Here is a 23,905-nt window from a genome sequence, read left to right as displayed (position 1 = left end):
CCCACTTGCATAGGCATTAACGGACGCCGATTGGACAAGGCCGCGTGGGAATGCAGTCTTGTTGCGTGAGCCGCCCGGCTCGCGCTTGCGCCGCCGCTACTGATGGCAAGCATCGATTTCAAGGAGAATCCATGCTGCTCAAGACTTTTCAATATATCGTCATTGCCGCCGGTTTCGGCGCCTGCATGCTGTTCATGCTGCTGCTGGCGCTGACCGAACCGCTGGTCTGAGCGCCGGCCGGGCTTTCTTCATTTGCGCAGGAAGGCCGGCTTGCCGGAACGGTTGACCACGATGAACAAGGCCATCAACGCCAGGAACCCTGCGAACAGCAGGCTGGAGTTGAGGATCACGCGCGGGTATCCCAAGGTATTGACGTTGATGAAGGGATAGGGATAAAAGCCCGACAGGGCGCCGCGCCACAGCGTGATGAGCAGGTAGCCCAACGGATAGGCCAGCCACAGCAGGGATTTCTTCAGCGAAGCCTGGAACACCGGCACAAAGAAAATCCAATAGACGATCGCCAGCAGCGGCACCACCGTGTGCAGGCTTTCGTTGACCAGCGAGCGGAACCCGGTGGGTGCCCATAGCTGGCGCAGCAGCAGGTTATAGGCGATGCCGACGAAGGTCAGGTAGGCCACCACGGCCGAGATCACCGAGGGCTGGCGAAAGAAGCGGCTGATGGGCGTCTTCAGCGACAGCGCCAGCGAGGTGAAGCACAGCGCCCCCAGCAGGATGGTGAGGTTGGTCAGGTACATGGTGAGCCGGTCCAGCCCGTCGAGCACCCCGCCGCCGTGCGCCAGCAGGCGGCCGAAGGTGATGTCGGTCTGCGCTACGAAGGCGAACCAGCTGATGGCGGCGATGACCGCCGCCAGGACGCGGGCGGCATTGGAGGTGCCTGCGGCGGGGAAGATGTTGGAGCCGAAGGAGTCCAGCGACTCCTGCGATTGCTGCGATTGCTGCGAGTGCTGCGAAGGGATCTGGCGATGGTTCATGGCATGGTCCGGGAGATGGCGTTGGCGTTGCGGTGCAGCCGATGCCGGGCAAATGGCGGTGGCACGATCGCTGCATCATAAAGCGGTTTGGCCGCGCGCGCAGGCCGCATGACATTCATTTTCATCGCTTACAACGTGTCACAGAATCCGGTGCGCCCGGTCTTGCTCCACGGCCGGCGGCCGGCATGCAAATCGCGCCGCAGGGATATCTTCGGCCATGCCGGATCGAAGCCAGTTTTTTGGGGCGCGCAGATGCCGCGGGCCCGGCCGGGGATTGCCGCCCGCATGCGCCGCCGGAGAAACCCGGATCGTCCGCAACGCCGCTGGAGATGCGTGTCCGCAGGCATGGCGTGTCGCCTGCAGGCGACGGTTTTTCCCTTCAACTGTTACATCTTTTTTAGTTACAAGCGACGCGGAAATATAAATAATTTGCGGTGCGCCCATCGCGCAGATTTCGGCAGTGTCGCCTTCGTGAAGCGTCTGGACTTCACTCCATTTCTTACCTTCCCGTTCATCGTGCGACACCGGCGAGGATGGCGTTCGCGATGCGCTTCTGCGCGAATGTGGAACAGCGTTTTGCTGTTACAAAATTCTCGTGAACTTTCGAAAAGGTACTTTGCCGAACCGCACAGGTTTCTTGCATGGCAAGCATTTCCGGCATACCGCCGGCGCCCTGCAAATTCATGAACCTGTTTGTGCCGCGACGCGCATCTGTTATCCGGACCCGGGCAGAAGGTCTTTCGAATCCGCACGGCATCTGCATGCGAACCACTCGATCCACATGCGCGCCGCCTTGTTTCTTTCGTGCTTCCCGTTTTGCACGCTCTTTCAATTTCAGGAGATCACATGCTTCGCTCAGAATCCCTCTTCGGCAAACGTGAAACCAATTCGACCAATTCCCCTTTCAGCAATGCCGGCAGCACCGTCTCCCATCCTTCGGGCAGCGCCGTCTCCAGCGTGCAAAAACCTGGCCAATATCCTGCCTCGGCCAGCACCGCGGCGCCCGCCGGCGAAGAAGCCGGCAGCAAGCTTACCGTCGGCCCCAACATCAAGGTCAAGGGCGAGATCGAAGACTGCGACACGCTGGTCGTCGAGGGCCGCGTGCAGGCCACCATCAATTGCCGCGTGGTGCAAATCGCCGAGCGCGGCGCCTTCAAGGGCTCGGCCGAAATCGACCTGGCCGAGATCCGCGGCGAATTCGATGGCGACCTGACGGTGCGCCAGAAGCTGGTGATCTACGCCAGCGGCAAGGTCACCGGCAAGATCCGCTATGGCAAGCTGGTCATCGAAGAGGGCGGCCAGCTGTCGGGCGACCTCCAGGTCGGCGGCCAGGAACAGAAGGAATTGCTGCAGGCGGCCGTCAAGACTGCCTGAGCGCGCCAGTTGGTGCTGGGCTGAGCGCTTTTGCCGGCGCGAGGCCGGGCGTCGCCCAGGCGGCGTCATTTTTGTTTCCTGTTTGAAATATTTGGCGCGAATGGCCCGGGAAACCGGGGCATTCGCCCTTGCATTGCCATAAAAGAGGGTGGAATTTTGTCTGTATGGGCTCGCCATGCGACAATAGCGCCTTTCGTCTTTTTGCCGGCAAAGGAAGCGCCGGCAGCGGCTTGCCGGATCATCCGCGCGGCTGGACGTTGGCGTCTTTCAGTTCATTCTCATGGCTCACCCGGAATACATCCTCACCCTGTCCTGCCTGGACCAGCGCGGCATCGTGCATCGCGTCTCGGGCTTTTTGGCCGACCACGGCTGCAACATCATCGACTCCGCCCAGTTCGGCGACGGCCAGTCCAAGCTGTTTTTCATGCGCGTGCATTTCGCATCGGAAGACGCGGCGATGAGCGATGCCCAGCTGCGCACCGATTTCGGCGTGCTGGGCGACGCCTTGCAGATGAACTGGCAACTGCACGACGCCGCCAAGAAACCGCGCGTCATGCTGATGGTGTCCAAGATCGGCCATTGCCTCAACGACCTGCTGTTCCGCTACAAGAGCGGCCTGCTGCCGGTGGAGATCCCGGCCATCGTGTCCAACCACACCGATTTCTACCAGCTGGCCGCCAGCTACAACATTCCCTTCCACCACCTGCCGCTGGCCACCGGCGCCTCGGCGCAGGCCAAGCGCGCGCAGGAAGAGCGCATCATGGAAATCGTCAACGCCAACCAGATCGACCTGGTGGTGCTGGCGCGTTACATGCAGATCCTGTCGCCCGAGATGTGCGAAGCCCTGCGCGGCCGCGCCATCAACATCCACCATTCCTTCCTGCCCAGCTTCAAGGGCGCCAAGCCGTATTACCAGGCGCATGACCGCGGCGTGAAGCTGATCGGCGCCACTGCCCACTTCGTCACCAGCGACCTGGACGAAGGCCCGATCATCGAGCAGGGCGTCGAGCGCGTGGACCATTCCATGGGCCCGGACACGCTGACGGCGATCGGCCGCGATATCGAGTCGGTGGTGCTGGCGCGCGCGGTGAAGTGGTTCACCGAACATCGCATCCTGTTGAACGGGCATAAGACGGTGATCTTCAACTGATCGCCTGAACCGTCTTGCCACGCAAAAACGCCGTCCGGCCCGCAAGCCGAACGGCGTTTTTATTTGCGGCTATTTTCTCCGTCGTCCTGACGAAAGTCAGGACCCAGCGTGGTTCAACCGCCGTCGCGGCATCACAAACGCCGCTGGATCCCGGGCTTCGCCGGGATGACGCATTCAGGAAGCAGGATATTGTTCCCGCATCGCCCGCTTGTTGAGCTTGCCCACGCTGGTGCGTGCCAATTCCGTAACGAACTGCACCCGGTCCGGCACTCCGTAGCGCGAAATCTGGCCGCTGTCGGCGGCGGCCAGCACGTGGTTGCGGATGTCGTCGGCCGTCACCTTGCCGGCCGCCTCCGGCTTGAGCACCACCAGCGCCACCGGGCGCTCGCCCCATTTGCCGTCCTGGATGCCGATCACCGCGGTTTCCGCCACGCCCGGATGGCGCGCGATGATCTCTTCGATCTGCAATGACGACACCCATTCGCCGCCGGTCTTGATCTCGTCCTTGATGCGGTCGGTCACCTGCAGGTAGCCGCGCCGGTCGATGTGGCCGATGTCCTGCGTGTGCAGCCAGCCGCCGCGCCACAGCTCTTCTGAGGCTTCCGGCTGGTGCAGGTAGCCTTGCGTGAGCCAGGGCGCGCGCACCACCACTTCGCCGGTGCTGCGGCCATCGCGCGGGCAGTCGCGCATGTCTTCGTCGACCGTGCGGATCGCCACCAGCGGCAGCGGCCGGCCGGTCTTGACGCGCAACGCGGCATCGGTCTCGCCGCCGAGCTCATCGGTGGGCACATGGGCCAGCGTCAGGATCGGGCAGGTTTCCGACATGCCGTAGCCGGTGAAGACATCGATGCCGCGCTCGCGCGCGGCCTGGGCCAGGCTGCTGGTCATGGCCGAACCGCCGATGATCATCTTCCAGCCGGACAGGTCGGCTTCCTGCGCCGCCTCGCAGCCCAGCACCATCTGCAGGATGGTCGGCACGCAGTGCGAGAAGGTGACTTTCTCGCGCACGATCAGGCGGCAGATGGTGTCGGGCACATAACGGCCCGGATAGACCTGCTTGAGCCCGGCCATGGTCGCCACGTAGGGCAGGCCCCAGGCATGCACGTGGAACATCGGCGTCAGCGGCATGTAGACGTCGTCGCGGTGCAGGCGGCCCTGCTGCGGCGCCAGCGCCAGGCCGGCGGTCGCGCCCAGCGTGTGCAGCACCAGCTGGCGGTGGCTGAAGTAGACGCCCTTGGGCAGGCCGGTGGTGCCGGTGGTGTAGAAGGTGGTGGCGCGCGCGTTCTCGTCGAAGTCCGGGAAATCGTAGGCGGCTTCGGCTTGCGCCAGCAACGCCTCGTATTCGCCGGCGAAGCCCGGGCCATTGGGCGGCGGGGCGCCGTCGTCGGTGATCAGCACGCAGCGGGTAAGCGTGTTGAGTTCGCCGCGGATCTGCTTCAACACCGGCATGAAGTCGGAATTGACCAGCAGCACGTCGGCCTGGGCGTGGTTGAGCGTATAGGCGATCTGCTCCGGCGACAGGCGCACGTTCACCGTCTGCAGCACGCAGCCCATCATGGGGATGGCGAAGAAGCATTCCAGGTAGCGGTGGCTGTCCCAGTCCATGACGGCCACGGTATCGCCCGGTTGCAGGCCGATTTCCTTCAAGGCATTGGCCAGGCGCTGCACGCGGCGGTAGAACTCGGCATAGCTGTGGCGGCGCTCGCCGTACACGATTTCCTGGTCGGCGGCGGTAGCCAATGCGCTGTGCAGCAATTGCTTGATCAGCAGCGGATAGCCGTAGGCCGATGGGGTGGTGCCGATGGGGTGGGTCATGCCGTTCTCCTTTGGTTTCCCTGGCGCCGGGCCGGGACCTGTTCTTGGAATATAAGCGTCAGATGATAACGCCAACGGCAGCCCCGGATTGTCAGGCCGGCGACGAAATTTGCGGGCGGCAACGGTTCCCGGCCCGGCCGGGAACCGTTGCCGCGGGTCATTCCCGCGGCGCCAGCGAGGTCACGGTCAGCGCGCCATCCACGCGCTGCGCGGTGAAGTTGACCTTGTCCCCTTCGCGGGCCTTGGCCAGCAGTTCCGGCGCGGCGCGAAACACCATGGTCATCGGCGGCATCTCCAGGTTGGGAATCTCGGCGTGGCGGATGGTCAGCTTGCCGGCGCCGGCGTCGACCTTGCGGATCTCGCCCTGCACTTGCGGCGCGGCGTCCTGCGCCAGGGCGCCAAACGCGGGCAGCGCGAGCGCCGCGGCCAGCAGCAGGCGGGAGATGGTGGGGATAGCGGTAGGCATGGGATCCTTTCGTTGATATCCGGACGATCAGCCGGGGATGGCTGGGTAACGGCGATAGGTGGATGTCGAGCCGTCGGCGGCCACCAGCAGCACGTCATACGCGGCGCGCGCCTGCGGGTTGCGCGGGTCTTCCATGCCGGGCGAGCCGGCCGGCATGCCCGCCACGGCCAGGCCGGTGGCGCGCGGCTGGTCCTTGAGCAGGCGCAGGATGTCGGCGGCCGGCACATGGCCTTCGATCGCATAGCCTGCCACCTGCGCGCTGTGGCAGGAAGCCAGCCTATCGGGCATGCCGAAACGGCGGCGGTAGACGCCGGTATCGTCGACGTCGTGGCTGGCGACATCGAAGCCGGATGCCTGCAGGTGCGCCACCCACTGGCTGCAGCAACCGCAGTTGGCGTCCTTGTAGACGGCGATGCGCGGCCGGGATTGCTGCGCATGCGCCAGGGCGGGCAGCGCCAGGGCCGCCAGTGCGGCCAGGTTGAAGTGTCGTCGTTGCATGTGGTTCTCCTTTGGATTGGGGGGATTAGGGCCTGTTAACATTTAATTTGCGAGAACAGGCCCTAGTGCTGGCGGGCAGCGGCAACCGTCACGCTGCCTTTCATGCCGGCATCGTAATGGCCGGGTTGCAGGCAGCCGAATGGCACGGCGCCGGCACGGTCGAACTGCCATACAAGCTCGCCGCGCTGGCCGCCGTCCAGCGTGACCTGGTTGGCGTCGGCATGCTCCATGTCGGGGTTCTTCAGCATCGCCGCGTAATGGGCCTTGAGGTCGTCGGCGCTTCCCAGCACCAGTTCGTGCCGCAGCTTGCCGCTGTTGGTGACCACGAAGCGGATGGTTTCGCCTTGTTTCACCTGCACGCTGGCAGGCGAGAAGCGCATGCCGTCGGTCATGTCGACCTTGACGGTGCGCGCGGCGGCGCCGGGCTTGCCGGGGCGGCCGATGGCGGCATCCCCGGCCTCATGCCGGTGCGGGGCGTGCTCCATACCTTGCATGCCGGCGGCCAGCGAGGGCAGGGTTGCCGTTGCCAGCAGGGTTGCGGCCAGCAGGCGAGTGGTGGGGGTCAGGCGTTTCATCATGTTTCCTTTCTGTGATTATCGGTTCAATGCATGTCATGGGGAGGCATTCAGTGCCCGTGGCCGGGTTTCGTTGCCGGCGCGTGGTCTGGCGCGTGATGCGGAGGCGGCGCGCCGCCTTTCCATTCGTAAGCCACGCTGCCGGCCGGCGCCCGGTACCAGCCGGGATCGCGGTAATCGCCGCGCGCCAGGTTCTTGCGTACCTTGACAGTGCTGAACATGCCGCCCATCTCGATGGCGCCGTAGGGGCCGTTGCCGGCCATCATCGGCAGCGTGTTGTCGGGCAGCGGCATTTCCATGCCATCCATCGAGCCGCCCTTGTCGCCCATGGTCATGTAGTCGGGGATCAGCTTGGCTATCCTGGCGGCGAGTCCGGACTGGTCGACCCCGATCATGGTCGGCACGCCGTGGCCCATGGCGTTCATCGTGTGGTGCGCCTTGTGGCAATGCAAGGCCCAGTCGCCTTCCTCGGTGGCGTCGAACTCGATGGCGCGCATCTGGCCCACCGCGATGTCGGCCGACACCTCCGGCCAGCGCGCGGCCGGCGGCGTCCAGCCGCCGTCGGTGCCGGTGACGGTGAACTCGTGGCCGTGCAGGTGGATCGGGTGGTTGGTCATGGTCAGGTTGCCCACGCGGATGCGCACGCGGTCATTTTGCCGCACCACCAGCGGGTCGATGCCGGGGAAGGCGCGGCTGTTCCAGGTCCACAGGTTGAAGTCGAGCATGGTGCTGACCTTGGGCGTGGCCGCGCCCGGCTCGATGTCGTAGGCGTTGAGCAGGAACACGAAGTCGCGGTCCACGCGCATGAAGTCGGGATCCTTCGGATGCGTGACCCAGAAGCCCATCATGCCCATGGCCATCTGCACCATCTCATCGGCGTGCGGGTGGTACATGAAGGTGCCGGCGCGGCGCGCGGTGAACTCATAGACGAAGGTCTTGCCCGGCGGGATGCCGGGCTGGGTCAGGCCGGACACGCCATCCATGCCGTTGGGCAGGCGCTGGCCGTGCCAGTGCACCGAGGTCGCCTCGGGCAGCTTGTTGGTGACGAAGATGCGCACCCGGTCGCCCTCGACCACTTCGATGGTGGGGCCGGGGCTCTGGCCGTTGTAGCCCCACAGGTTGGCCTTCATGCCGGGGGCGATCTCGCGCACCACCGGCTCGGCCACCAGGTGGAATTCCTTGACGCCGTTCTTCATGCGCCAGGGCAGGCTCCAGCCGTTCAGGGTCACCACCGGCTGGTAGGGGCGGCCGCCGGTGGGCGCCAGCGGCGGCTGGGTCTGCGCGCTTTGTTGCAGCGGCGCTTCGGGCAGGCTGGCCGCGCCGGCGCGGCTGACGGCCGATGCCGTCACCGCCAGGGCCGAGCCTTGCAGGAAGGCGCGGCGGCTGATGTTGGTATCGTTCATGGTTGCTTTCCTTGTTGTGGAGCGGCGGTAGCGGCGGGGCCGCCCAGCGCCAGTTGCAGGCCGGCGTCGGCGATCCAGAAATCGCGCTCGGCCTCGATGGCGGCATTGACCGTGGCGGCCTGTTCGCGGGCATCGGCCAGCAGCTCGAACACGCTGATGAGCATGCCGTTGTAGCGCAGCAGGGTTTCATCGGAGACCTGGCGGCGCAGCGGCACGATGGCGTCGCGGTAACGGCGCGCCAGCGCGAAGGCATCCTGCCGTTCGCGCCAGGCCAGGCGCACCTGCGAGCGGGCGTCGAGCGCGGCGGCGGCCAGCTTGTGGGCGCTTTGCATATAGATCGCCTCGGCCCGGGCCACGCGCGCCTGGCCCCAGTCGAACAGCGGAATCTCGATATCGACCTGGTAGCCGATCTCGGGCGCCTTGCCGCTCTCCGAGGTGCGCAGTGCGCCCAGGTCGAGCACGTTGATGAAGCGGGTGGCGCGCGTCAGTCCCAGCGAATCCTGCAGGCCGGCCACTTCCAGCCGGGCGGCCTGCACATCGAGACGCTGTTCCATGGCCCGGCGTTCGATATCGGCCGCCGTCTCGATCTGCGCAGGCAAGTCGGGCAGCCGCTGCGGCAACGCGAAAGCGGGGGCGATGCCCAACAGGCGCGCCAGCGCTTCCTTGTCCTGCAGCGCCTCGCGCCGCGTGCGCGCCAGGCGGGTCTGGGCGTCGGCGTAGAACAACTGCTCGCGCGCGGCATCGAGCTTGCTGAGATTGCCGCGTCCGGCCATCCTGGCGGCCAGCTCATGTGCGGCTTCGGCGGCCTGGTTGACTTGCTCCTGATAGGCCAGGCCCTGTTGCGCAGCCAGCGCCCGGTAATAGGCCTGGCGCGTTTGCGCGGCGGTACGCAGCAGCTTGTCGGCCAGCAGCAGGCGCACCTGGTCGAAGCGGCGCGCCTCGATGCGGGAGGCGGCCGGCATGGTGAAGAGCTTCATCAGCGCCAGCGACAGGCTGCGTTCGATCTTGATGTCGCCGCCGGCATGCGTGCGGGCGAACGAGAAGCCCGGATTGGGCAGGCGTCCGGCTTGCACCAGGTCGGCTTCGGCGATGCCGAGTTCGGCGAAGGCGGCCTGCAGGTCGGGGTTGTTGATGAGCGCGATCTGCACCGCGTCGTCGGCGCTGGCCAATTGCCCGGCTTGCAATAGCCGGGCGATGCGCGTTTCGCTGCGCCGGGTATCGTCGTCCGTGCGGTTCCAGGCGGGCGTGGCGCCGAGCTTTTGCGCGGCGATGTCCTGCACCCGGCCGAAGCCGCCGTCCGGAGACAATTGCGCACAGCCGGCCAGCAGCGCGCACGCCGCCAGCACACCCGTGCGCAGGGGGAAGGAAACCAAGGGGATCATGTAATCCTCGTCTGATGATGAACGTCATCCGCCGCGCGGCGGGCGCGGCGGGCGCGGCGGGGCAGGCGTACCCGCGGGCACGCGTTCAGCGATCAGATCGAAGCAGGAGGGCGGTCGGGATTTTCCGGCAGGTAGCCGACGAAGCCGGTGGCCGGCAGCGCGATGAATTCGCGCGAGGGAAGATCGGGGGCGGGCGGCGCGTCCAGCGCCAGCGGCAGTACCGCGCCGGTGGTGCAGGCGGCGCAGTAGCTGCAGGAAGCGTTCTTGTGCTGGGCGTGGGGCGCGTCGTGCGCGGGCGCCGTATTGGCGACTGCATCGGCAACCGCATCGACAACCAGCTCGGCTTGCGCATGCTGGCCATGCCGGTGCGCCGTCGCCTGCGCATGCTCGCCCTGTTTCATGGCGTGCGCCGCATGCGCGCCGTGCCCGGCGGCAGCCGTTTGCAGCATGACCGGCGCGCAGGCTTGCAGCACGGCGGCGAACCCCTGGACGGGGATCGCCAGCGCCAGCAGCCACAGCAGGAAGATTTTCGCGCGCAGGATCATGGCGGCAAGTATAGCACCGGGCGCTTACGCGACCCGCGACGGCACCCCGCGCACCAGCCGCAGGCCGTTGAACACCACGATCAGGCTGGCGCCCATGTCGGCGAACACCGCCATCCACAGCGAGCTCATGCCGGCCAGCGCGAGCGCCAGGAACACCGCCTTGATGCCCAGCGCGATGGCGATGTTCTGCACCAGTACCGCATGCGCCTTGTTGCTCAAGCGGATGAAGTCGGGGATCTTGCGCAGGTCGTCGTCCATCAGCGCGACATCGGCGGTTTCCAGCGCCGTGTCGGTGCCGGCCGCGCCCATGGCGAAACCGATCCGGGCGCGCGCCAGCGCCGGCGCATCGTTGATGCCGTCGCCTACCATGCCGACCTCGCCATATTGCGTATCCAGCGCTTCGACAGCCTTGAGCTTGTCATCCGGCAGTTGGTCGCCGCGGGCGTCGTCGATGCCGGTCTGGGCGGCGATGGCTTGCGCGGTATGCGGGTTGTCGCCGGTCAGCATGACCACGTGCACGCCCAGTTGCTGCAGGTCGGCGACCGCCTCGCGGCTGCTCGGGCGTACCGTGTCGGCCACCGCCACCAGCAGTTGGGGCTTGGCGCCACGGCACAGCAGGGTGGTGGTCTTGCCCTGCTTCTCGAAGGCTTGCAGGCGCGCTTCCAGTGCCGGGCTGCACATGCCCAGTTCATGCACCAGGCGATGGTTGCCAAGATGGTAGAGCTCGCCGCCGATGCGCCCCCGTACGCCGCGTCCGGCCAGCGCTTCGAAGTCGCTTACCTCCAGCGCGGCGGCGCCTTCCCGGGCGGCGATGGCGCGCGAGACCGGATGGTCTGAGCGCGCGGCCAGCGAGACGGCCAGTTGCAGCAGCGCGTCCTGGTCGGCGGAAGGGGCGAGCGACACCACGTCGGTCACCGCCGGCTTGCCGAAGGTGATGGTGCCGGTCTTGTCCAGCGCCAGCGCGCGCAGCTTGCGGCCCTGTTCCAGATAGACCCCGCCCTTGACCAGGATGCCGTGGCGCGCCGCCGCCGCCAGCCCGCTGACGATGGTGACCGGGGTCGAGATCACCAGCGCGCAGGGGCAGGCGATTACCAGCAGCACCAGTGCCTTGTACAGCCAGGGATGGAAGTCGGCGCCCAGCAGCAGCGGCGGCAGTACCGCCACCAGCACCGCCATGGCGACCACGGCCGGGATATAGACTTGCGCGAAGCGGTCGACGAAGCGCTGGGTCGGCGCGCGCTGGCCTTGCGCCTGCTGCACGCTCTTGACGATGCGCGACAGCGTGGAATCGCCCTGGGCGGCGGTGACGCGCAGTACGAACGCGCCGTGCTCGTTGATGGTGCCGGCGAACACCGTGTCGCCCGGCTGCTTGGCGACCGGGATGCTTTCGCCGGTGATCGGCGCCTGGTTGATGCTGGTTGCGCCTTCGGTGATTACGCCATCGAGCGGCACGCGTTCGCCCGGCGCCACGCGCACGATGGCATCTATCGCCACCTCGCGCGCCGGCGCGCTGGCCCAGCTGCCGTCGGCGCCGCGCACGGTGGCGAGGTCGGGCGACATCGCCATCAGGCCGGCGATGGCGTTGCGCGCGCGCTCCAGCGACAGCGCCTCGATCATCTCGGCCAGCGTGAACAGCACGATCACCACCGCCGCCTCCGGCCACTGGCCGATCACGGCCGCGCCGATGACCGCCAGCGACATCAGGAAATTCATGTTGAGCGAGAAGTTGCGCAAGGCGATCCAGCCCTTCTTCAGCGTACCCAGCCCGCCCAGCGCAATGCCCAGCAGGGCCAGCGCGATCACCGGCAGCGAACGTTCGTCGCCGCTGGTCCAGGCCACGATCTCGGAACCCAGCGCGGCGATGCCGGCCAGCCCCAGCAGGACCCAGCGGCGCGCCGGGATGCGGTAGGCCGCGGCCTGCTCGATGGCGCCGGCCTGCGCGGCGGAGGCGTCCAGCGAGTCGGACTTGACCGCCGGCAGCATGTCCAATGCCTTCAGGGTGGCGACGATGGGCGCAATGGACGGCAACTGGTGCTGCACCGTCAGTTCGCGCTGGATCAGGTTGAATTCCAGCGCGCCGACGCCGTTCATCTGCCCCAGCCGCTCGCGGATCAGCTTTTCCTCGGTGGGGCAGTCCATCTTCTGGATGAAGAACACTGCCTCTTCGGTGCCGCCCGCCAGGCGCCGGGCCGCCGGCATTGCCGTTTGCAGCGCCGCGTGCGCGTGGCCGCCGCAACAGCTGCCGCCATCGGCATGCGCCTGGCTTGGCCGGGCATCATGGGAATGCTGGTCGTGGGCATGGCTGTGGTCATGATGCGCGTGATCATGGTCATGACTGTGGCGGTGTCCATGCTGGTGTGCGGCCATCGGGTTTTCCTTTTCTCCAGTGCAGCGGATTGGTTGACGGGTTATATTAGAAACCCTGGAGTAACTACAAGGTCAAGCGCACCATGGATACACTGAAAATTGGCGAACTGGCAACGCTGGCCGATTGCCCGGTCGACACCATCCGCTATTACGAGAAGGAAACCCTGCTGCCCGAGCCGACCCGCTCGCAGGCCAATTACCGGTTGTATGGCGCGCGCCATGTGGAGCGGCTGCAATTCATCCGCCACTGCCGTTCGCTGGACATGACGCTGGATGAGGTGCGCGAGCTGCTGCGCCTGCGCGATGCGCCCGAGCAGAATTGCGGCGAGGTCAATGCCTTGCTGGACAAGCACATCGGCCACGTGGCCCAGCGCATCGAACAATTGAAAGCCTTGCAGGGGCAATTGCACATGTTGCGCGCGCAATGCGACGCCGACCAGCCGGCGCGCGACTGCGGCATCCTGCAGGGATTGGCGAATCTGCCCGACGATGTGAAGCCGGCCAATCTCGGCAGCCACGGCGGCGGCTGCCACTGACCGGCGGGCATGGCGGGCCGGGGGCGGCGTTGCGCCTGCTTGCCGTACCTTGGTACTGTCTGCGTCAGCGCGCCAGCCAGGCCATCACTTCCGCGATCACTTCGTCCGGCTTTTCCCGCTGCGGAAAATGGCCGGCGCCATCGATCACCACGCGGCGATAACCGTTCCCGAACAGCTTGTCCTTGCCTTCCGAGGTCGAGGGATGGTTGGCGCCATCCTCGCCGCCATGCAGCATCAGGGTCGGCACCATGATCACGGGTGTTTGCGCCAGCGCGGCCTCCAGCCCGGCATAGGCCGGATCGCCTTCAGCGAAGCCCCAGCGGTGGCGGTAGGAGTGCAGGCAGATATCGGCCCAGTCGGGATTGTCGAAAGAAGCCGCAGTGTTGGCGAACTCGCTGTCGGCGAACGACCACGACGGCGACCAGGTCGTCCACATGAAGCGGGTGAAGGCGCGGCGGTCCTGTTTCAGTTCGTCGGCCCCGCGCGGCGTGGCGAAGAACCAGTGGTACCAGTAGTTGCGCGACTGTTGCAGCGACAGTTTCTGGCCGGCGGTATTGGTGCCCCAGCCGACCGAGAGGGTGATGCAATGGCTGATGCGCTCCGGCGTCTGCGACGCGGCAATGTAGGCGGCGCGTGCGCCCCAGTCGTGGCCGATCAGCGCGTAGCGCTGCAGCCCCAGGGCGTCGGCGAAGGCCATCAGGTCGGCGCCCAGCGCGGCCAGCTGGCCGCTGCGCGGAGTGGCGTCGGACAGGAAGCGGGTCGGCCCATAGCCGCGCAGGAACGGACGGATCACCCGATAGCCCGCCGCGCGCAAGGGGTGCAGGAGGTGGTCCCAGGTGCGCACATCGTCCGGCCAGCCATGCACCAGCACCACGGCGGGCGCATCGGCCGGGCCGCTCTCTTCAAAGGCGATGCGCAATGTGTCGGTGTCGATGAAACTCAGGTGATTGCTTTGCGGCATGGCAGGCGTTCTCCGATGGATGCAGCGATATTCGCTGTAGTGGCCGAGGATCTCAGGTAAATCATCGCAGCAGTGCCGCACCGGGACAATGTAAAAAAACCGGGCCAGGATGAAATTTCCTCATGCCAGGCGCGGCATGTCAGTCATTGCCGTCAGCCTGCAATCTTGCCCAGGATGCGATCCATCATCCATGCCGTCTGTGCGGCGCTGTCGCCGCAGGAAGGATGGCGCGCGCCGCCGGCGAGGTGCGCGCGCATGTTGGCGACGTGGTGCAACTGGATGTTTTCCGGATGGGGGATCTCCAGGCGTTCGATGCCGTCGGCAGTGGTCAATTGCAGCGCCTGCTCTTCAAATACCGAGAACGCGATCTTGCCCGCGCTGCCGGTGATTTCCACCCGGTCGGCGCGCTCGAAGCTGCCGAAGTGCCAGCTCCCGCTGCCGGTCACCCCCGACGCGTAGCGCCAGCTGGCGACGACGGCATCGCATGCGCTGTACAGGCCCTGCTGGTTGGCGCTGTTGCCGCAAGCCTGTGCGACTTCGCCGAAGAAGTGGGAAAACAGGTTCAGGCCGTGGCTGGCCAGGTCGTCGAAATAACCGCCGGGCGCAATGCGCGCGTCGGTGCGCCAGCGGTAAGTGCGGTTGAGGTCGTCCGCGGCCGGGGGCCGCGCCAGTTGCCAGTGGAGATGGCGCGGCGTGCCGATGCGGCCATCTGCAAGCCATTTCCGGACCTGTTCGAAGCGCGGCAGCGAGCGCCGGTAGTAGGCCACGAACAACGGCAATCCGGCCTGCCCGAATGCCTCGACCATGGCCAGGCATTCGGCGTGGCTGGGCGCCATCGGCTTTTCGACGCAACAGGGTTTGCCGGCGGCGGCCACCTTCAGCGCGTAATGCAAATGCGTGTCGGGCGGCGTGGCGATGTAGACGGCATCGATATCGGCATCGGCGATCAGCGCATCGGCGTCGTCGAACCAGCGCGGCACGCCGTGGCGGCGCGCATAGTCGGCCGCCAGCGCCGCGTCGCGCCGCATGACTGCGGCCAGTTCGAAGCCGGCTGTCTTCTGGTAGGCCGGGCCGCTCTTGCGTTCGGTGACGGCGCCGCAGCCGATGATGCCCCAGCGTAGCGGCTTCATGCGGCGGCCTTGGGCGCGTGTGCGCAGGAGCCGTCCCCGGCGCCCAGCGCATCGAGGATGGGGCAGTCGGGCCGGTGGTCGCCGTGGCAATTGCGCGCCAGCGTTTCCAGTGTCGATTTCATCGCCTGCAGTTCGCGGATGCGCTGGTCGAGTTCGCCGATATGCGCCTCGGCCAGTTGCTTGACCTTGCGGCTGGAACGCGACTGGTCCAGCCACAGGCCGATCAGGTCGGCGATCTGCTTCATCGAAAAGCCGAGCAGGCGCGACTGGCGGATGAAGCGCAGCAGGTGCACGTCGCGCTCGCGGTAGACGCGGTAGCCGGCATCGGTGCGCCCGGCCTTGGGGATCAGGCCGGTCTCTTCGTAATGGCGGATCATCTTGGCGCTCACGCCCGAGGCGTTGGCGGCTTCTCCGATATTCATGATGTCATTCCTGATGAGGTTTCCAGCGGCGCAGCAGCAGCGCGTTGCTCACCACGCTGACGCTGGAGAAGGCCATGGCAGCGCCGGCCAGCATCGGGTTGAGCAGCCCGAAGGCCGCCAGCGGGATGCCGACCAGGTTGTAGATGAAGGCCCAGAACAGGTTCTGGCGGATCTTGCCGTAGGTGCGGCGCGAGATGTCGATGGCGTCGGCCGCCAGGCCGGGGTCGCCGTGCATCAGCGTGATGCCGGCCGCCTGCATGGCGACATCGGTGCCGGTGGACATGGCGATGCCGACATCGGCCGCCGCCAGCGCCGGGGCGTCGTTGATGCCGTCGCCGACCATCGCCACCACGGCGGGCTTGCCGCCGATGCAGTGTTGCGCGCGCAGCGCGTCGACGGCCTGCGCCTTGTCGGCCGGGAGTACCTCGGCGCGGAAGTCGTCGATGCCGACCTGCGCCGCCACTTGCTGCGCGGCGCCGCGGTTGTCGCCGCTCAGCATGACGGTGGCGATGCCCAGTTGCTGCAAGGCGTGTACGGCGGCGGCCGCCCCCGGCTTGATCTCGTCGCCGAAGGCCAGCAGGCCGAGTACCTCGGCGCGGTCGCCATCCTTGCGCGCCAGCCAGGACAGCGTGCGGCCTTGCTGCTGGAGCGCGTCGGCGCGTGCTTGCAGCGCTTGCGTGGAGACCTGCAGTTCCTGCATCCAGCGGCTGCTGCCCAGGTAATAGGGCACGCCATCGATGTTGCCTTCGATGCCGCGTCCGGCCACGCTGCGCACTTCGGCCGCCTGCAGATGCGGCAGGCCGGGTTGCGCCGCCGCAGCGTCGACGACTGCGCGGCCCAGCGGGTGCTCGCTGCCGGACTGCAGCGCCGCCGCCAGCGCCAGCAGTTGCGCATCGTCCTGCAGCGCCTGCCATTCGGTCAGGCGCGGGCGGCCCACGGTCAGCGTGCCGGTCTTGTCGAAGGCGACGACATTGATGCGGTGCGCGATCTCCAGCGCCTGCGCATCCTTGATCAGGATGCCGTGGCGCGCGGCCACGCCGGTGCCGGCCATGATCGCGGTCGGCGTAGCCAGACCGAGCGCGCAGGGGCAGGCGATTACCAGCACCGCCACGGCATTGAGCAGCGCCTGTTCCCAGTCGCCGCCATACAGGCCCCAGCCGATCAATGTGATCAATGCCAGCACCAGCACGGCCGGCACGAAGACGGCGCTGACCCGATCCACCAGCCGCTGGATCGGCGCCTTGGCCGCCTGCGCTTGTTCCACCATGCGCACGATCTGCGCCAGCACGGTCTCGGCGCCGATGGCGCTGGTCTCGACCAGCAGCAGGCCATCGGCATTGATGGCGCCGGCCGATACCTTGTCGCCGGGTTGCTTGTCTTGCGGGCGGCTTTCGCCGGTCAGCATGGATTCATCCAGGTGGCTGCGGCCTTCGCGTACCACGCCATCGACCGGCACGCGCTCGCCGGCGCGCAGCACCACCAGGTCGCCGACCCGTACTTCGGCCAGCGGCACGTCGACATCGCGTCCGTCGCGGCGCACGCGGGCACTGTCCGGGCGCAAGGCGTTCAGGGCGGCGATGGCGTCGGCGGTCTGGCGCTTGGCGCGGGTTTCCAGCCATTTGCCCAGCAGCACCAGCGTGATCACCACCGCCGCGCTTTCGAAGTAGAGATGGGGCGCGGCCATCGCGTGGCCGGGCATGGCTTGCGCGCCCAGCCATTGGTACAGCGACAGGCCGTAGGCGGCGCTGGTGCCCAGCGCCACCAGCAGGTCCATGTTGCCCGTGAACGCGCGCAGCGCGCCCCAGCCGGCGCGGTAGAAGCGCCAGCCCAGCCAGAACTGCACCGGCGTGGCCAGCAGCCATTGCCACAGCGGCGGCAGTTCCAGCCGGATGCCGAACGGCATCAGCAGCATCGGCAGCACCAGCGGCAGCGACAGGGCGGCCGACAGCGCCACCGGCCACCAGGAGGGCAGGGCGGCCTTGGGAGCGGGTTGTGTACTTGCGGCGCCGGCCGGTGCATGGGCCTTGGCCTGGTAGCCGGCTTTTTCGACGGCGGCGATCAGGGCCGGCAGCGCGACCGCGCCCAGCGTGGCGACGCTGGCGCGCTCGGTGGCCAGGTTGACGCTGACCCCGGCCACGCCCGGTACTTTCTTCAAGGCCTTTTCCACACGCGTGACGCAGGAAGCGCAGCTCATGCCGCCGATCTCGAGCTCGGCATGGCCGGCCTTGACGCGGTAGCCGGCCTTTTCGACCGCCGCCGCCAGTTGGGCCGCATCGACATCCGTAGTGGCTTGCGCGGTGGCGCGTTCGGTGGCCAGGTTGACGGCGGCATCGGTCACGCCGGGGACGGCGCGCAGGGCTTTCTCGACGCGGTTGACGCAGGAAGCGCAGCTCATGCCTTCGATGTCGAGGCTGAACTCGCGGGCAGGGGCGGTGGTGCTTGTCATGGCGAAGGCTCCGGAAGGATGGTGGTCATGACGCCATCATCATCCTTCCCATGATGGGAAGGTCAAGCGGGATTGTCGCACGGATGCGAAAATCGGTGCTTGACCTTGCCATGGCGGGAAGGTTTAAGCTTGTGGACATACCATCCACCGATTGAAAGGAGTTCGCCATGAGTACCGTTTTCACCGTCAACGACATGACCTGCAACCACTGCGCGAGTGTCATTACCAAGGCCGTCAAGGATGTCGATGCCAACGCCAGGATCGACATCGCCGTGGCAGAAAAGCGCGTGGCCATCGACAGCGCGCTGCCGGCGCAGGAGTTTGCGGAAGCGATTGCGGAGGCGGGCTATACGCCGGTTGCTGCTTGATTGCAGTTGGCGGGAAGAGACATTTTGCTTAAACAAGCCGTCATCCCGGCGCAGGCCGGGATCCAGCGGCGTTTGCCGTATTTCTCCAGCCATTGGCACGACACTGGATCCTGACTTTCGTCAGGATGACGGCGCGAGAGGGATTGAGGTCGGCGGATACGACAGAGCTTACTTGCTCAACAACCGCATCGCCCGCTCCAGCCCGTCGATGGTGAGCGGGAACATGCGCTCGTTCATCAACTGGCGGATCAGTGTAATCGACTGCCGGTATTGCCATAGCCCTTCCGGTTCCGGATTGAGCCAGGCGAAGTGCGGGAAGGTGGCCGTGAAGCGTTGCAGCCAGACCGCTCCCGCCTCGGCGTTGTTGTATTCCACCGAGCCGCCGGGTTGCGCCACTTCGTAAGGGCTCATGGTGGCGTCGCCGACGAAAATCAGCTTGGTATCCGGCGTGTACTTGCGCAGCACGTCCCAGGTCGGGAAGCGTTCGGCGTGGCGGCGCCGGTTGTTCTTCCACAGGTAGTCGTAGACGCAGTTGTGGAAGTAGAAGAACTCCATGTTCTTGAACTCGGCGCGCGCGGCCGAGAACAGTTCCTCGGTACGCGCGATGTGGTCGTCCATCGAGCCGCCGACGTCGAACAGCATCAGCACCTTGATGTTGTTCTTGCGCTCGGGCTGCATGCGGATGTCGAGATAGCCGGCATTGCTGGCGGTGGCGCGGATGGTGTCGTCCAGCGCCAGTTCTTCTTCCAGCCCTTCGCGGGCGAACTTGCGCAGGCGGCGCAAGGCCACCTTGATGTTGCGCGTGCCCAGTTCGCGTTCGCCGTCGTAGTCCTTGTACTCGCGCGCATCCCATACCTTGACCGCGCTGCGGTTCTTGCCGACCCCGCCGATGCGGATGCCTTCCGGGTTGTAGCCGCCATGGCCGAAGGGCGAGACGCCGCCGGTGCCGATCCACTTGCTGCCGCCTTCGTGGCGCTCCTTCTGTTCATCCAGCAATTGCTTCAGGCGTTCCATCAGCTTGTCGTAGCCGAACTTCTCGATGGCCGCTTTCTGTTCCGGCGTCAGTTCGCGCTCCAGTTTTTTGAGCAGCCATTCCAGCGGGATCTCGGGCTTCTTCTCGAACAGGGTTTCGACGCCCTTGAAGTAGGCGCCGAAGGCGCGGTCGAACTTGTCGAAGTTGGCTTCGTCCTTGACCAGGGTGAGGCGGGAAAGATAGTAGAACTCATCCATCGACGGCGCGATGACCTGCTTGTCCATCGCTTCGAGCAGGGTGAGGAATTCCTTGATCGAAGCCGGCACGCCGGCGTCTTTCACGGTAAAGAAGAAATCGATCAGCATCGACGTCGGCCGCGGGCGTTCAGCGCCCCAGCTTGTACTGCAAGTGGCGCCGCACGGAGGGCCACTCGGATTCGATGATGGAAAACACCACGGTATCGCGCAGCGAGCCATCCGGCATGCGCATGTGGTTGCGCAAGATGCCGTCCTGCTTGGCCCCCAGGCGGGCGATGGCGGCGCGCGACTGCTGGTTCATCCAGTGGGTGCGGAATTCGACGGCGATGCAGTGCATGTCTTCGAAGGCGTGCGTGAGCATCATCAGCTTGCATTCGGTATTGATGCCGGTGCGCTGGGCGCTGGCGGCGTACCAGGTGGAGCCGATTTCGACGCGGCGGTTGGCGGCGTCCGCATTCATGTAGGTGGTCATGCCGCACAGCGCGCCGGTGTCGTTGCGCCGGATCACGAAGGGCAGCATGCTGCCTTGCTGCTGCAGGAGCAGGCGGCGCTCGATCTCGGCGCGCATGTTTTCCGGCTTGGGGACGGAGGTGTACCAGAGCTTCCACAGCTTGCCGTCGGAGACCGCGGCGATCAGGGCGTCGTGGTGTTCGAGGGAAAGCGGTTCGACATTGGCGAAATGGCCTTTGAGCGTGATCGGCGAGAGGAATTGCATGGCGTCTCCGGGGCGGGTGGCAAGCTAGCGGTTGTTGCGCGACATGAACACCAGGCGCTCGAACAGGTGGACGTCCTGTTCGTTCTTGAGCAGCGCGCCGTGCAGCGGCGGCACGGCGGCCTTGCCATCCTGGCTGTGCAGCGCCTCGGGCGGGATATCTTCTGCCATCAGCAGCTTGAGCCAGTCGATCAGTTCCGAGGTCGACGGCTTCTTCTTCAGGCCGGGCACGTCGCGCACTTCATAGAAGCTCTGCAGCGCCTGCGCCAGCAACTCGCGCTTGAGGTGCGGGAAGTGCACGTCGACGATCTGCTGCATGGTGTCCTTGTCGGGGAACTTGATGTAGTGAAAAAAGCAGCGGCGCAGGAAGGCGTCGGGCAATTCCTTCTCGTTGTTGGAGGTGATCACCACCAGCGGCCGGTGCCTGGCCTTGACCATTTCGCGCGTTTCGTAGACGTAGAACTCCATCCGGTCGATTTCGCGCAGCAGGTCGTTGGGGAACTCTATGTCGGCTTTGTCGATCTCGTCGATGAGCAGCACCACCGGTTCCGGCGAAGTGAACGCCTGCCACAGCACGCCCTTGACGATGTAGTTGTGGATGTCCTTGACCCGTTCGTCGCCCAGTTGCGAATCGCGCAGGCGCGAGACCGCGTCGTATTCATACAAGCCTTGCTGCGCCTTGGTGGTGGACTTGATGTGCCATTGCAGCAGCGGGCGATCCAGCGCCGCCGCCACTTCCTCGGCCAGCATGGTCTTGCCGGTGCCGGGTTCGCCCTTGATGAGCAGCGGGCGCTGCAGCGTCAGCGCGGCATTGACGGCCAGCTTGAGGTCGTCGGTGGCGACGTAGGTGGCGGAGCCGGCAAAGCGTTGCGGGCGTGCGGAATGGTCGTGCATGGGCGCGGTCCTTGGCGAGGTCTCGATTGTCGGGCAGCGCCGTCCTGTGCATGATGGGATGCAGGCAGGCGGCGCGATGATGTGGTTCTGTGCGGCCAATTTCCTGCACAGGGTGCTGCAGCGCAAGACATCGGCTTGTCAATTTGAACGAGTATAAGGGAAAACCCCGCTTGGCTTCGCGGGTTGAAATTTGCGGATTCGCCCTTATTTATGGGTTCCGCATGCATAACGCTGACAAGACACATGAAATTCCTGTTCTTCAAAATGCTGGTGGTGTGGAGACGCCTGCGGCACGGCATGCAGGCACGCTACATGGCCCGCCATGATGCCGGGTTGCAACTCGACAGCTTGATGCGCCGCGCCGATCCCGCATCGGCCTGGCATGAGCGCGCCAACTGGCTGATCGATGTTGCCGAGTGGCTGCGCCACCGGCCCGCGGTGTCGCTGCTGGATCGCCAGGCCTGGAGCCAGGTCCGCAGCCAGCGGCTGGCCTTCATGCTGGACTGGCTCGACCAGCACCGCGAGGTGCGCCGCAACGTGCAGAATGCGATGCAAAAGACCCTGCGCGAGGCCAACGGGCCGGAGCTGTTTTCCACCACCGGCCTGCCGCATGAGCCAGGCTTCTTCGGCGAACTGGCCGAACGGCTGGCGCGCATGGTACTGCCGCGCCATCTGTCCCCGACCGACCTGTCTTCGCTTTTCACCGCGCTGTTTCCCGATCCGGACGATGCCAACTGGCTGCTGGAACTGGACAATGAACTGCTGGTGCGGCTATGGAAGCTGCTTGCCGACGACGGCATTTCGCACATGTACTGGCAGCAGATCGAAGAGGCCATTACCTACCTGACCACGACGGTGATCGCCGATGGCATCAGCCCGGCCTTCCGCCAGCGCCTGGAACCCAAGATGCCGATGCGCGCCACGCCTTTCCTGGCGCTGCGGCGCGAGATCGAGGCATGGCTGCGCGCCAACCCCTACGACCCGGCCGCGCTGCGCAGCGTGCGCATGCTGGTGGCGGTGTGCCATGCGCAGACCGACCGCATCTATGCCCACCTGGACGAATACGGCGTCTCGGTCAGCCTGGTGTACCGCATCGAGCGCATGCGCGCGCACCTGCAGCGCATCGGCCGCCTCATCGATGTGCGCGCGGCCGTGCCCGGCGAACCGGGGGCGGGGCGCGTGCAGCTGTTGCTGGCCGACCTGATTTCGGCGCACCACAACCGCGGTTCGGTGCGCGGCCTGATGCGCCGCAGTTTCGCGCTGCTGGCGCGCAAGATGGTCGAGCGCAACGCCAACCACGGCGAACATGCCATCGCGCGCGACGCTGCCGGCTACCGCAAGGTGCTCAGGGGCGGCCTGCTGGGCGGCGCGGTATTGGCCGGCACGGCGCTGCTGCAGATCGGGGTAGCCAGGCTGGGCACCGCGCATTTCTTCGAGGGCGCGCTGGCGTCGCTCAACTACGCGGTGAGCTTCCTGCTGATTGCCGCCGCAGGCGGTGTGCTGGCTACGCGCCAGCCGGCCGTGACGGCGCCGGCGCTGGCCTCGCGCATGGGCGAACTGGATGCCGATGGCATGCGTAGCCTGATCGCCGAAGCGGGCTTGCTGCTGCGTTCGCAATCGGCGGCCATCTTCGGCAACCTGTTGGCGGTGGCGCCGGTGGCGGCCCTGGTTTGCGCGGCCGGCTGGTTCCTGTTCGGCGTGGTGCCGATGAGAACCGGGCAGGCGCATGCCGAGCTGGCTTCCCTGTCGCTGGTCGGCCCCACGCCGCTCTATGCCGCGCTGACCGGCGTGCTGCTGTGGCTGTCGAGCCTGGCGGCGGGGTTTGCCGACAACTGGTTCGCCTTGCGCCGCGTGCGCGAAATCATGTCCCACCAGCGCCGCCTGGTGCATGCGCTCGGCCACTTGCGCGCCGAGCGTTGCGCGGCCTGGCTGGAACGCAATGTCGCCACCATTTCCGGCAGCGTGGTGCTGGGTTTGCTGCTGGGAATGACGCCGGTGCTGGCGGAATTCTTCGGCCTGCCGCTGGAGGTGCGCCAGGTGACGCTGGCCGCCGGCACCTTGGCGGCGGCGGCATTCAGCCTCGGCTGGCAAGCGTTGGTCACGCCGGAATTCTGGCTGGCCGCCGGCGGTGTGGCCATCAGTGCGTTCTTGAGCGTGGGCGTGGCGTTTGGCTGCGCATTGGCGCTGGCCTTGCGCGCGCGCGACGTGCCGCGCCGCATGCGGCGTTTGGTCCAGAGGGCGGTGTTGCGCCGCTTCGTCACTGCGCCGGCATTCTTCATCTTTCCCGAACGCGCCGGGGCGGGCGCCGATGCGGCGGTGCACGATGAGGAAGACAGTGGCGAGGATGAGGATGGAAGCAACGGTGCAGACGATGGCGGCGGGGCCACGGCCGATATCGCCGACGGCGCGCAAACACTGGCCGAATGGCCTGGCGAGAGCGCTCGCGACAGCGAACGCAGCGTCCATCCCGAGGGGTTGCGGCGGCACGGATGAGTATTGATTGATTGCCAAGAATATACCCGTCATATTGCAGTGCATATATTGGGGTATTTCCTGCAAGTCCGCTCCAGGCGGGCTGTTGCGCCGATTTGCAGGGCGCCCGGGCGACGCCTATTGATGAAATGAGTTCTAGGTTAGAA

General features: G+C 66.2%; 23 protein-coding genes. 5 read left to right on the top strand and 18 right to left on the bottom strand.

Going from position 1 to position 23,905, the window contains the following annotated elements:
- Positions 1-248: 248 nt before the first annotated feature.
- The 3 genes from FB597_RS16750 to FB597_RS20390 all read right to left on the bottom strand — a co-directional run bounded on the left by FB597_RS16750 (position 249) and on the right by FB597_RS20390 (position 1,824).
- Positions 249-992 (bottom strand): Pr6Pr family membrane protein, encoded by a 744-nt coding sequence (locus tag FB597_RS16750; protein WP_144770138.1) that lies wholly within the window; start codon positions 990-992, stop codon positions 249-251.
- Between the two features lie 138 nt (positions 993-1,130).
- Entirely contained in the window at positions 1,131-1,517 is a 387-nt protein-coding gene (locus tag FB597_RS16745; protein ID WP_144770137.1) for a hypothetical protein, read from the bottom strand.
- Positions 1,504-1,824: a hypothetical protein gene (locus FB597_RS20390; protein ID WP_144770136.1), complete on the bottom strand. Its 321-nt coding sequence runs from the start codon at positions 1,822-1,824 to the stop codon at positions 1,504-1,506. Before FB597_RS20390 ends, FB597_RS16745 begins: the two co-directional genes overlap by 14 nt.
- A 14-nt stretch (positions 1,825-1,838) precedes the next feature.
- Here FB597_RS20390 and FB597_RS16735 point away from each other — a divergent pair, with 14 nt between their 5' ends.
- Together FB597_RS16735 and purU are read left to right on the top strand one after the other, a co-directional pair.
- The gene (locus FB597_RS16735) at positions 1,839-2,366 is read left to right on the top strand and encodes a polymer-forming cytoskeletal protein (RefSeq protein ID WP_144770135.1); all 528 of its coding nucleotides are present in this window, start codon (positions 1,839-1,841) and stop codon (positions 2,364-2,366) included.
- A 280-nt stretch (positions 2,367-2,646) separates the two neighbouring features.
- A complete protein-coding gene (gene purU / locus FB597_RS16730; protein ID WP_141914870.1) occupies positions 2,647-3,516 on the top strand; it encodes a formyltetrahydrofolate deformylase in 870 nt (289 codons plus the stop codon).
- Positions 3,517-3,690: 174 nt separating this feature from the next.
- On the opposite strand, the gene FB597_RS16725 is transcribed toward purU, so the two are convergent.
- The 8 genes from FB597_RS16725 to FB597_RS16690 form a co-directional block, all read right to left on the bottom strand.
- A complete protein-coding gene (locus tag FB597_RS16725) occupies positions 3,691-5,331 on the bottom strand; it encodes a fatty acid--CoA ligase (RefSeq protein ID WP_144770134.1) in 1,641 nt (546 codons plus the stop codon).
- A 157-nt stretch (positions 5,332-5,488) separates the two neighbouring features.
- A complete protein-coding gene (locus FB597_RS16720; RefSeq protein WP_183405752.1) occupies positions 5,489-5,797 on the bottom strand; it encodes a copper-binding protein in 309 nt (102 codons plus the stop codon).
- Positions 5,798-5,824: 27 nt separating this feature from the next.
- On the bottom strand, positions 5,825-6,295 hold the full coding sequence (locus tag FB597_RS16715) for a DUF411 domain-containing protein (protein WP_144770133.1): 471 nt from the start codon (positions 6,293-6,295) through the stop codon (positions 5,825-5,827).
- 62 nt (positions 6,296-6,357) lie between these two features.
- Positions 6,358-6,870 (bottom strand): plastocyanin/azurin family copper-binding protein, encoded by a 513-nt coding sequence (locus FB597_RS16710; RefSeq protein ID WP_183405751.1) that lies wholly within the window; start codon positions 6,868-6,870, stop codon positions 6,358-6,360.
- 50 nt (positions 6,871-6,920) lie between these two features.
- On the bottom strand, positions 6,921-8,273 hold the full coding sequence (locus FB597_RS16705) for a multicopper oxidase family protein (RefSeq protein ID WP_144770132.1): 1,353 nt from the start codon (positions 8,271-8,273) through the stop codon (positions 6,921-6,923).
- A complete protein-coding gene (locus FB597_RS16700; RefSeq protein WP_144770131.1) occupies positions 8,270-9,655 on the bottom strand; it encodes a TolC family protein in 1,386 nt (461 codons plus the stop codon). Before FB597_RS16700 ends, FB597_RS16705 begins: the two co-directional genes overlap by 4 nt.
- 92 nt (positions 9,656-9,747) lie before the next feature.
- Positions 9,748-10,200 carry a hypothetical protein gene (locus FB597_RS16695; protein WP_141914860.1) on the bottom strand — a complete coding sequence of 151 codons (453 nt, stop codon included), beginning with the start codon at positions 10,198-10,200 and terminating at the stop codon, positions 9,748-9,750.
- 24 nt (positions 10,201-10,224) lie between these two features.
- Positions 10,225-12,567 carry a heavy metal translocating P-type ATPase gene (locus FB597_RS16690; RefSeq protein ID WP_144770130.1) on the bottom strand — a complete coding sequence of 781 codons (2,343 nt, stop codon included), beginning with the start codon at positions 12,565-12,567 and terminating at the stop codon, positions 10,225-10,227.
- An 83-nt stretch (positions 12,568-12,650) separates the two neighbouring features.
- Between FB597_RS16690 and cadR the strand changes: the two genes are divergently transcribed.
- The gene (gene cadR, locus FB597_RS16685) at positions 12,651-13,103 is read left to right on the top strand and encodes a Cd(II)/Pb(II)-responsive transcriptional regulator (protein WP_141914857.1); all 453 of its coding nucleotides are present in this window, start codon (positions 12,651-12,653) and stop codon (positions 13,101-13,103) included.
- 64 nt (positions 13,104-13,167) lie between these two features.
- Here cadR and FB597_RS16680 read toward each other — a convergent pair whose 3' ends face one another.
- The 4 genes from FB597_RS16680 to FB597_RS16665 all read right to left on the bottom strand — a co-directional run bounded on the left by FB597_RS16680 (position 13,168) and on the right by FB597_RS16665 (position 18,062).
- Positions 13,168-14,064 (bottom strand): alpha/beta fold hydrolase, encoded by an 897-nt coding sequence (locus FB597_RS16680; RefSeq protein ID WP_141914856.1) that lies wholly within the window; start codon positions 14,062-14,064, stop codon positions 13,168-13,170.
- Between the two features lie 152 nt (positions 14,065-14,216).
- Complete coding sequence (locus FB597_RS16675; protein WP_141914855.1) at positions 14,217-15,194, bottom strand: Gfo/Idh/MocA family protein; 978 nt, start codon at positions 15,192-15,194, stop codon at positions 14,217-14,219.
- Positions 15,191-15,616: a Cu(I)-responsive transcriptional regulator gene (cueR, locus tag FB597_RS16670; protein WP_141914854.1), complete on the bottom strand. Its 426-nt coding sequence runs from the start codon at positions 15,614-15,616 to the stop codon at positions 15,191-15,193. The genes FB597_RS16675 and cueR overlap by 4 nt, the downstream gene beginning before the upstream one ends.
- A 4-nt stretch (positions 15,617-15,620) precedes the next feature.
- Complete coding sequence (locus tag FB597_RS16665; protein WP_144770129.1) at positions 15,621-18,062, bottom strand: heavy metal translocating P-type ATPase; 2,442 nt, start codon at positions 18,060-18,062, stop codon at positions 15,621-15,623.
- Between the two features lie 167 nt (positions 18,063-18,229).
- On the opposite strand from FB597_RS16665, the gene FB597_RS16660 reads away from it, so the two are divergent.
- On the top strand, positions 18,230-18,430 hold the full coding sequence (locus tag FB597_RS16660; protein WP_141914850.1) for a heavy-metal-associated domain-containing protein: 201 nt from the start codon (positions 18,230-18,232) through the stop codon (positions 18,428-18,430).
- Positions 18,431-18,598: 168 nt separating this feature from the next.
- Here the strand turns inward: FB597_RS16660 and FB597_RS16655 are convergent, their stop codons facing one another.
- The 3 genes from FB597_RS16655 to FB597_RS16645 are packed head-to-tail and all read right to left on the bottom strand — an operon-like array spanning position 18,599 to position 21,266.
- Positions 18,599-19,768, bottom strand: a complete 1,170-nt coding sequence (locus FB597_RS16655) for a VWA domain-containing protein (protein WP_144770128.1) — start codon at positions 19,766-19,768, stop codon at positions 18,599-18,601.
- Positions 19,769-19,787: 19 nt separating this feature from the next.
- Positions 19,788-20,375 carry a GNAT family N-acetyltransferase gene (locus FB597_RS16650; protein WP_141914845.1) on the bottom strand — a complete coding sequence of 196 codons (588 nt, stop codon included), beginning with the start codon at positions 20,373-20,375 and terminating at the stop codon, positions 19,788-19,790.
- 24 nt (positions 20,376-20,399) lie between these two features.
- Positions 20,400-21,266 (bottom strand): MoxR family ATPase, encoded by an 867-nt coding sequence (locus tag FB597_RS16645; RefSeq protein ID WP_141914843.1) that lies wholly within the window; start codon positions 21,264-21,266, stop codon positions 20,400-20,402.
- Positions 21,267-21,509: 243 nt separating this feature from the next.
- Between FB597_RS16645 and FB597_RS16640 the strand changes: the two genes are divergently transcribed.
- Positions 21,510-23,759: a site-specific recombinase gene (locus FB597_RS16640; RefSeq protein ID WP_144770127.1), complete on the top strand. Its 2,250-nt coding sequence runs from the start codon at positions 21,510-21,512 to the stop codon at positions 23,757-23,759.
- Positions 23,760-23,905: the final 146 nt, after the last annotated feature.

Origin of the sequence: Herbaspirillum sp. SJZ099 (assembly GCF_007828355.1) — a bacterium.
In the GTDB taxonomy this organism is placed as follows: Bacteria; Pseudomonadota; Gammaproteobacteria; order Burkholderiales; family Burkholderiaceae_D; genus Herbaspirillum.
The sequence above is the reverse complement of the archived record's forward strand: the minus strand, read 5'-3'. Positions and strand labels throughout refer to the sequence as shown.

What these genes read in the sequence shown, in the direction of transcription:
- FB597_RS16750 (WP_144770138.1), bottom strand. Translation starts at nt 992, where the DNA reads ATGAACCATCGCCAGATCCCTTCGCAGCACTCGCAGCAATCGCAGCAA.
- FB597_RS16735 (WP_144770135.1), top strand. Translation starts at nt 1,839, where the DNA reads ATGCTTCGCTCAGAATCCCTCTTCGGCAAACGTGAAACCAATTCGACC.
- purU (WP_141914870.1), top strand. Translation starts at nt 2,647, where the DNA reads ATGGCTCACCCGGAATACATCCTCACCCTGTCCTGCCTGGACCAGCGC.
- FB597_RS16725 (WP_144770134.1), bottom strand. Translation starts at nt 5,331, where the DNA reads ATGACCCACCCCATCGGCACCACCCCATCGGCCTACGGCTATCCGCTG.
- FB597_RS16720 (WP_183405752.1), bottom strand. Translation starts at nt 5,797, where the DNA reads ATGCCTACCGCTATCCCCACCATCTCCCGCCTGCTGCTGGCCGCGGCG.
- FB597_RS16715 (WP_144770133.1), bottom strand. Translation starts at nt 6,295, where the DNA reads ATGCAACGACGACACTTCAACCTGGCCGCACTGGCGGCCCTGGCGCTG.
- FB597_RS16710 (WP_183405751.1), bottom strand. Translation starts at nt 6,870, where the DNA reads ATGAAACGCCTGACCCCCACCACTCGCCTGCTGGCCGCAACCCTGCTG.
- FB597_RS16705 (WP_144770132.1), bottom strand. Translation starts at nt 8,273, where the DNA reads ATGAACGATACCAACATCAGCCGCCGCGCCTTCCTGCAAGGCTCGGCC.
- FB597_RS16700 (WP_144770131.1), bottom strand. Translation starts at nt 9,655, where the DNA reads ATGATCCCCTTGGTTTCCTTCCCCCTGCGCACGGGTGTGCTGGCGGCG.
- FB597_RS16695 (WP_141914860.1), bottom strand. Translation starts at nt 10,200, where the DNA reads ATGATCCTGCGCGCGAAAATCTTCCTGCTGTGGCTGCTGGCGCTGGCG.
- FB597_RS16690 (WP_144770130.1), bottom strand. Translation starts at nt 12,567, where the DNA reads ATGGCCGCACACCAGCATGGACACCGCCACAGTCATGACCATGATCAC.
- cadR (WP_141914857.1), top strand. Translation starts at nt 12,651, where the DNA reads ATGGATACACTGAAAATTGGCGAACTGGCAACGCTGGCCGATTGCCCG.
- FB597_RS16680 (WP_141914856.1), bottom strand. Translation starts at nt 14,064, where the DNA reads ATGCCGCAAAGCAATCACCTGAGTTTCATCGACACCGACACATTGCGC.
- FB597_RS16675 (WP_141914855.1), bottom strand. Translation starts at nt 15,194, where the DNA reads ATGAAGCCGCTACGCTGGGGCATCATCGGCTGCGGCGCCGTCACCGAA.
- cueR (WP_141914854.1), bottom strand. Translation starts at nt 15,616, where the DNA reads ATGAATATCGGAGAAGCCGCCAACGCCTCGGGCGTGAGCGCCAAGATG.
- FB597_RS16665 (WP_144770129.1), bottom strand. Translation starts at nt 18,062, where the DNA reads ATGACAAGCACCACCGCCCCTGCCCGCGAGTTCAGCCTCGACATCGAA.
- FB597_RS16660 (WP_141914850.1), top strand. Translation starts at nt 18,230, where the DNA reads ATGAGTACCGTTTTCACCGTCAACGACATGACCTGCAACCACTGCGCG.
- FB597_RS16655 (WP_144770128.1), bottom strand. Translation starts at nt 19,768, where the DNA reads ATGCTGATCGATTTCTTCTTTACCGTGAAAGACGCCGGCGTGCCGGCT.
- FB597_RS16650 (WP_141914845.1), bottom strand. Translation starts at nt 20,375, where the DNA reads ATGCAATTCCTCTCGCCGATCACGCTCAAAGGCCATTTCGCCAATGTC.
- FB597_RS16645 (WP_141914843.1), bottom strand. Translation starts at nt 21,266, where the DNA reads ATGCACGACCATTCCGCACGCCCGCAACGCTTTGCCGGCTCCGCCACC.
- FB597_RS16640 (WP_144770127.1), top strand. Translation starts at nt 21,510, where the DNA reads ATGAAATTCCTGTTCTTCAAAATGCTGGTGGTGTGGAGACGCCTGCGG.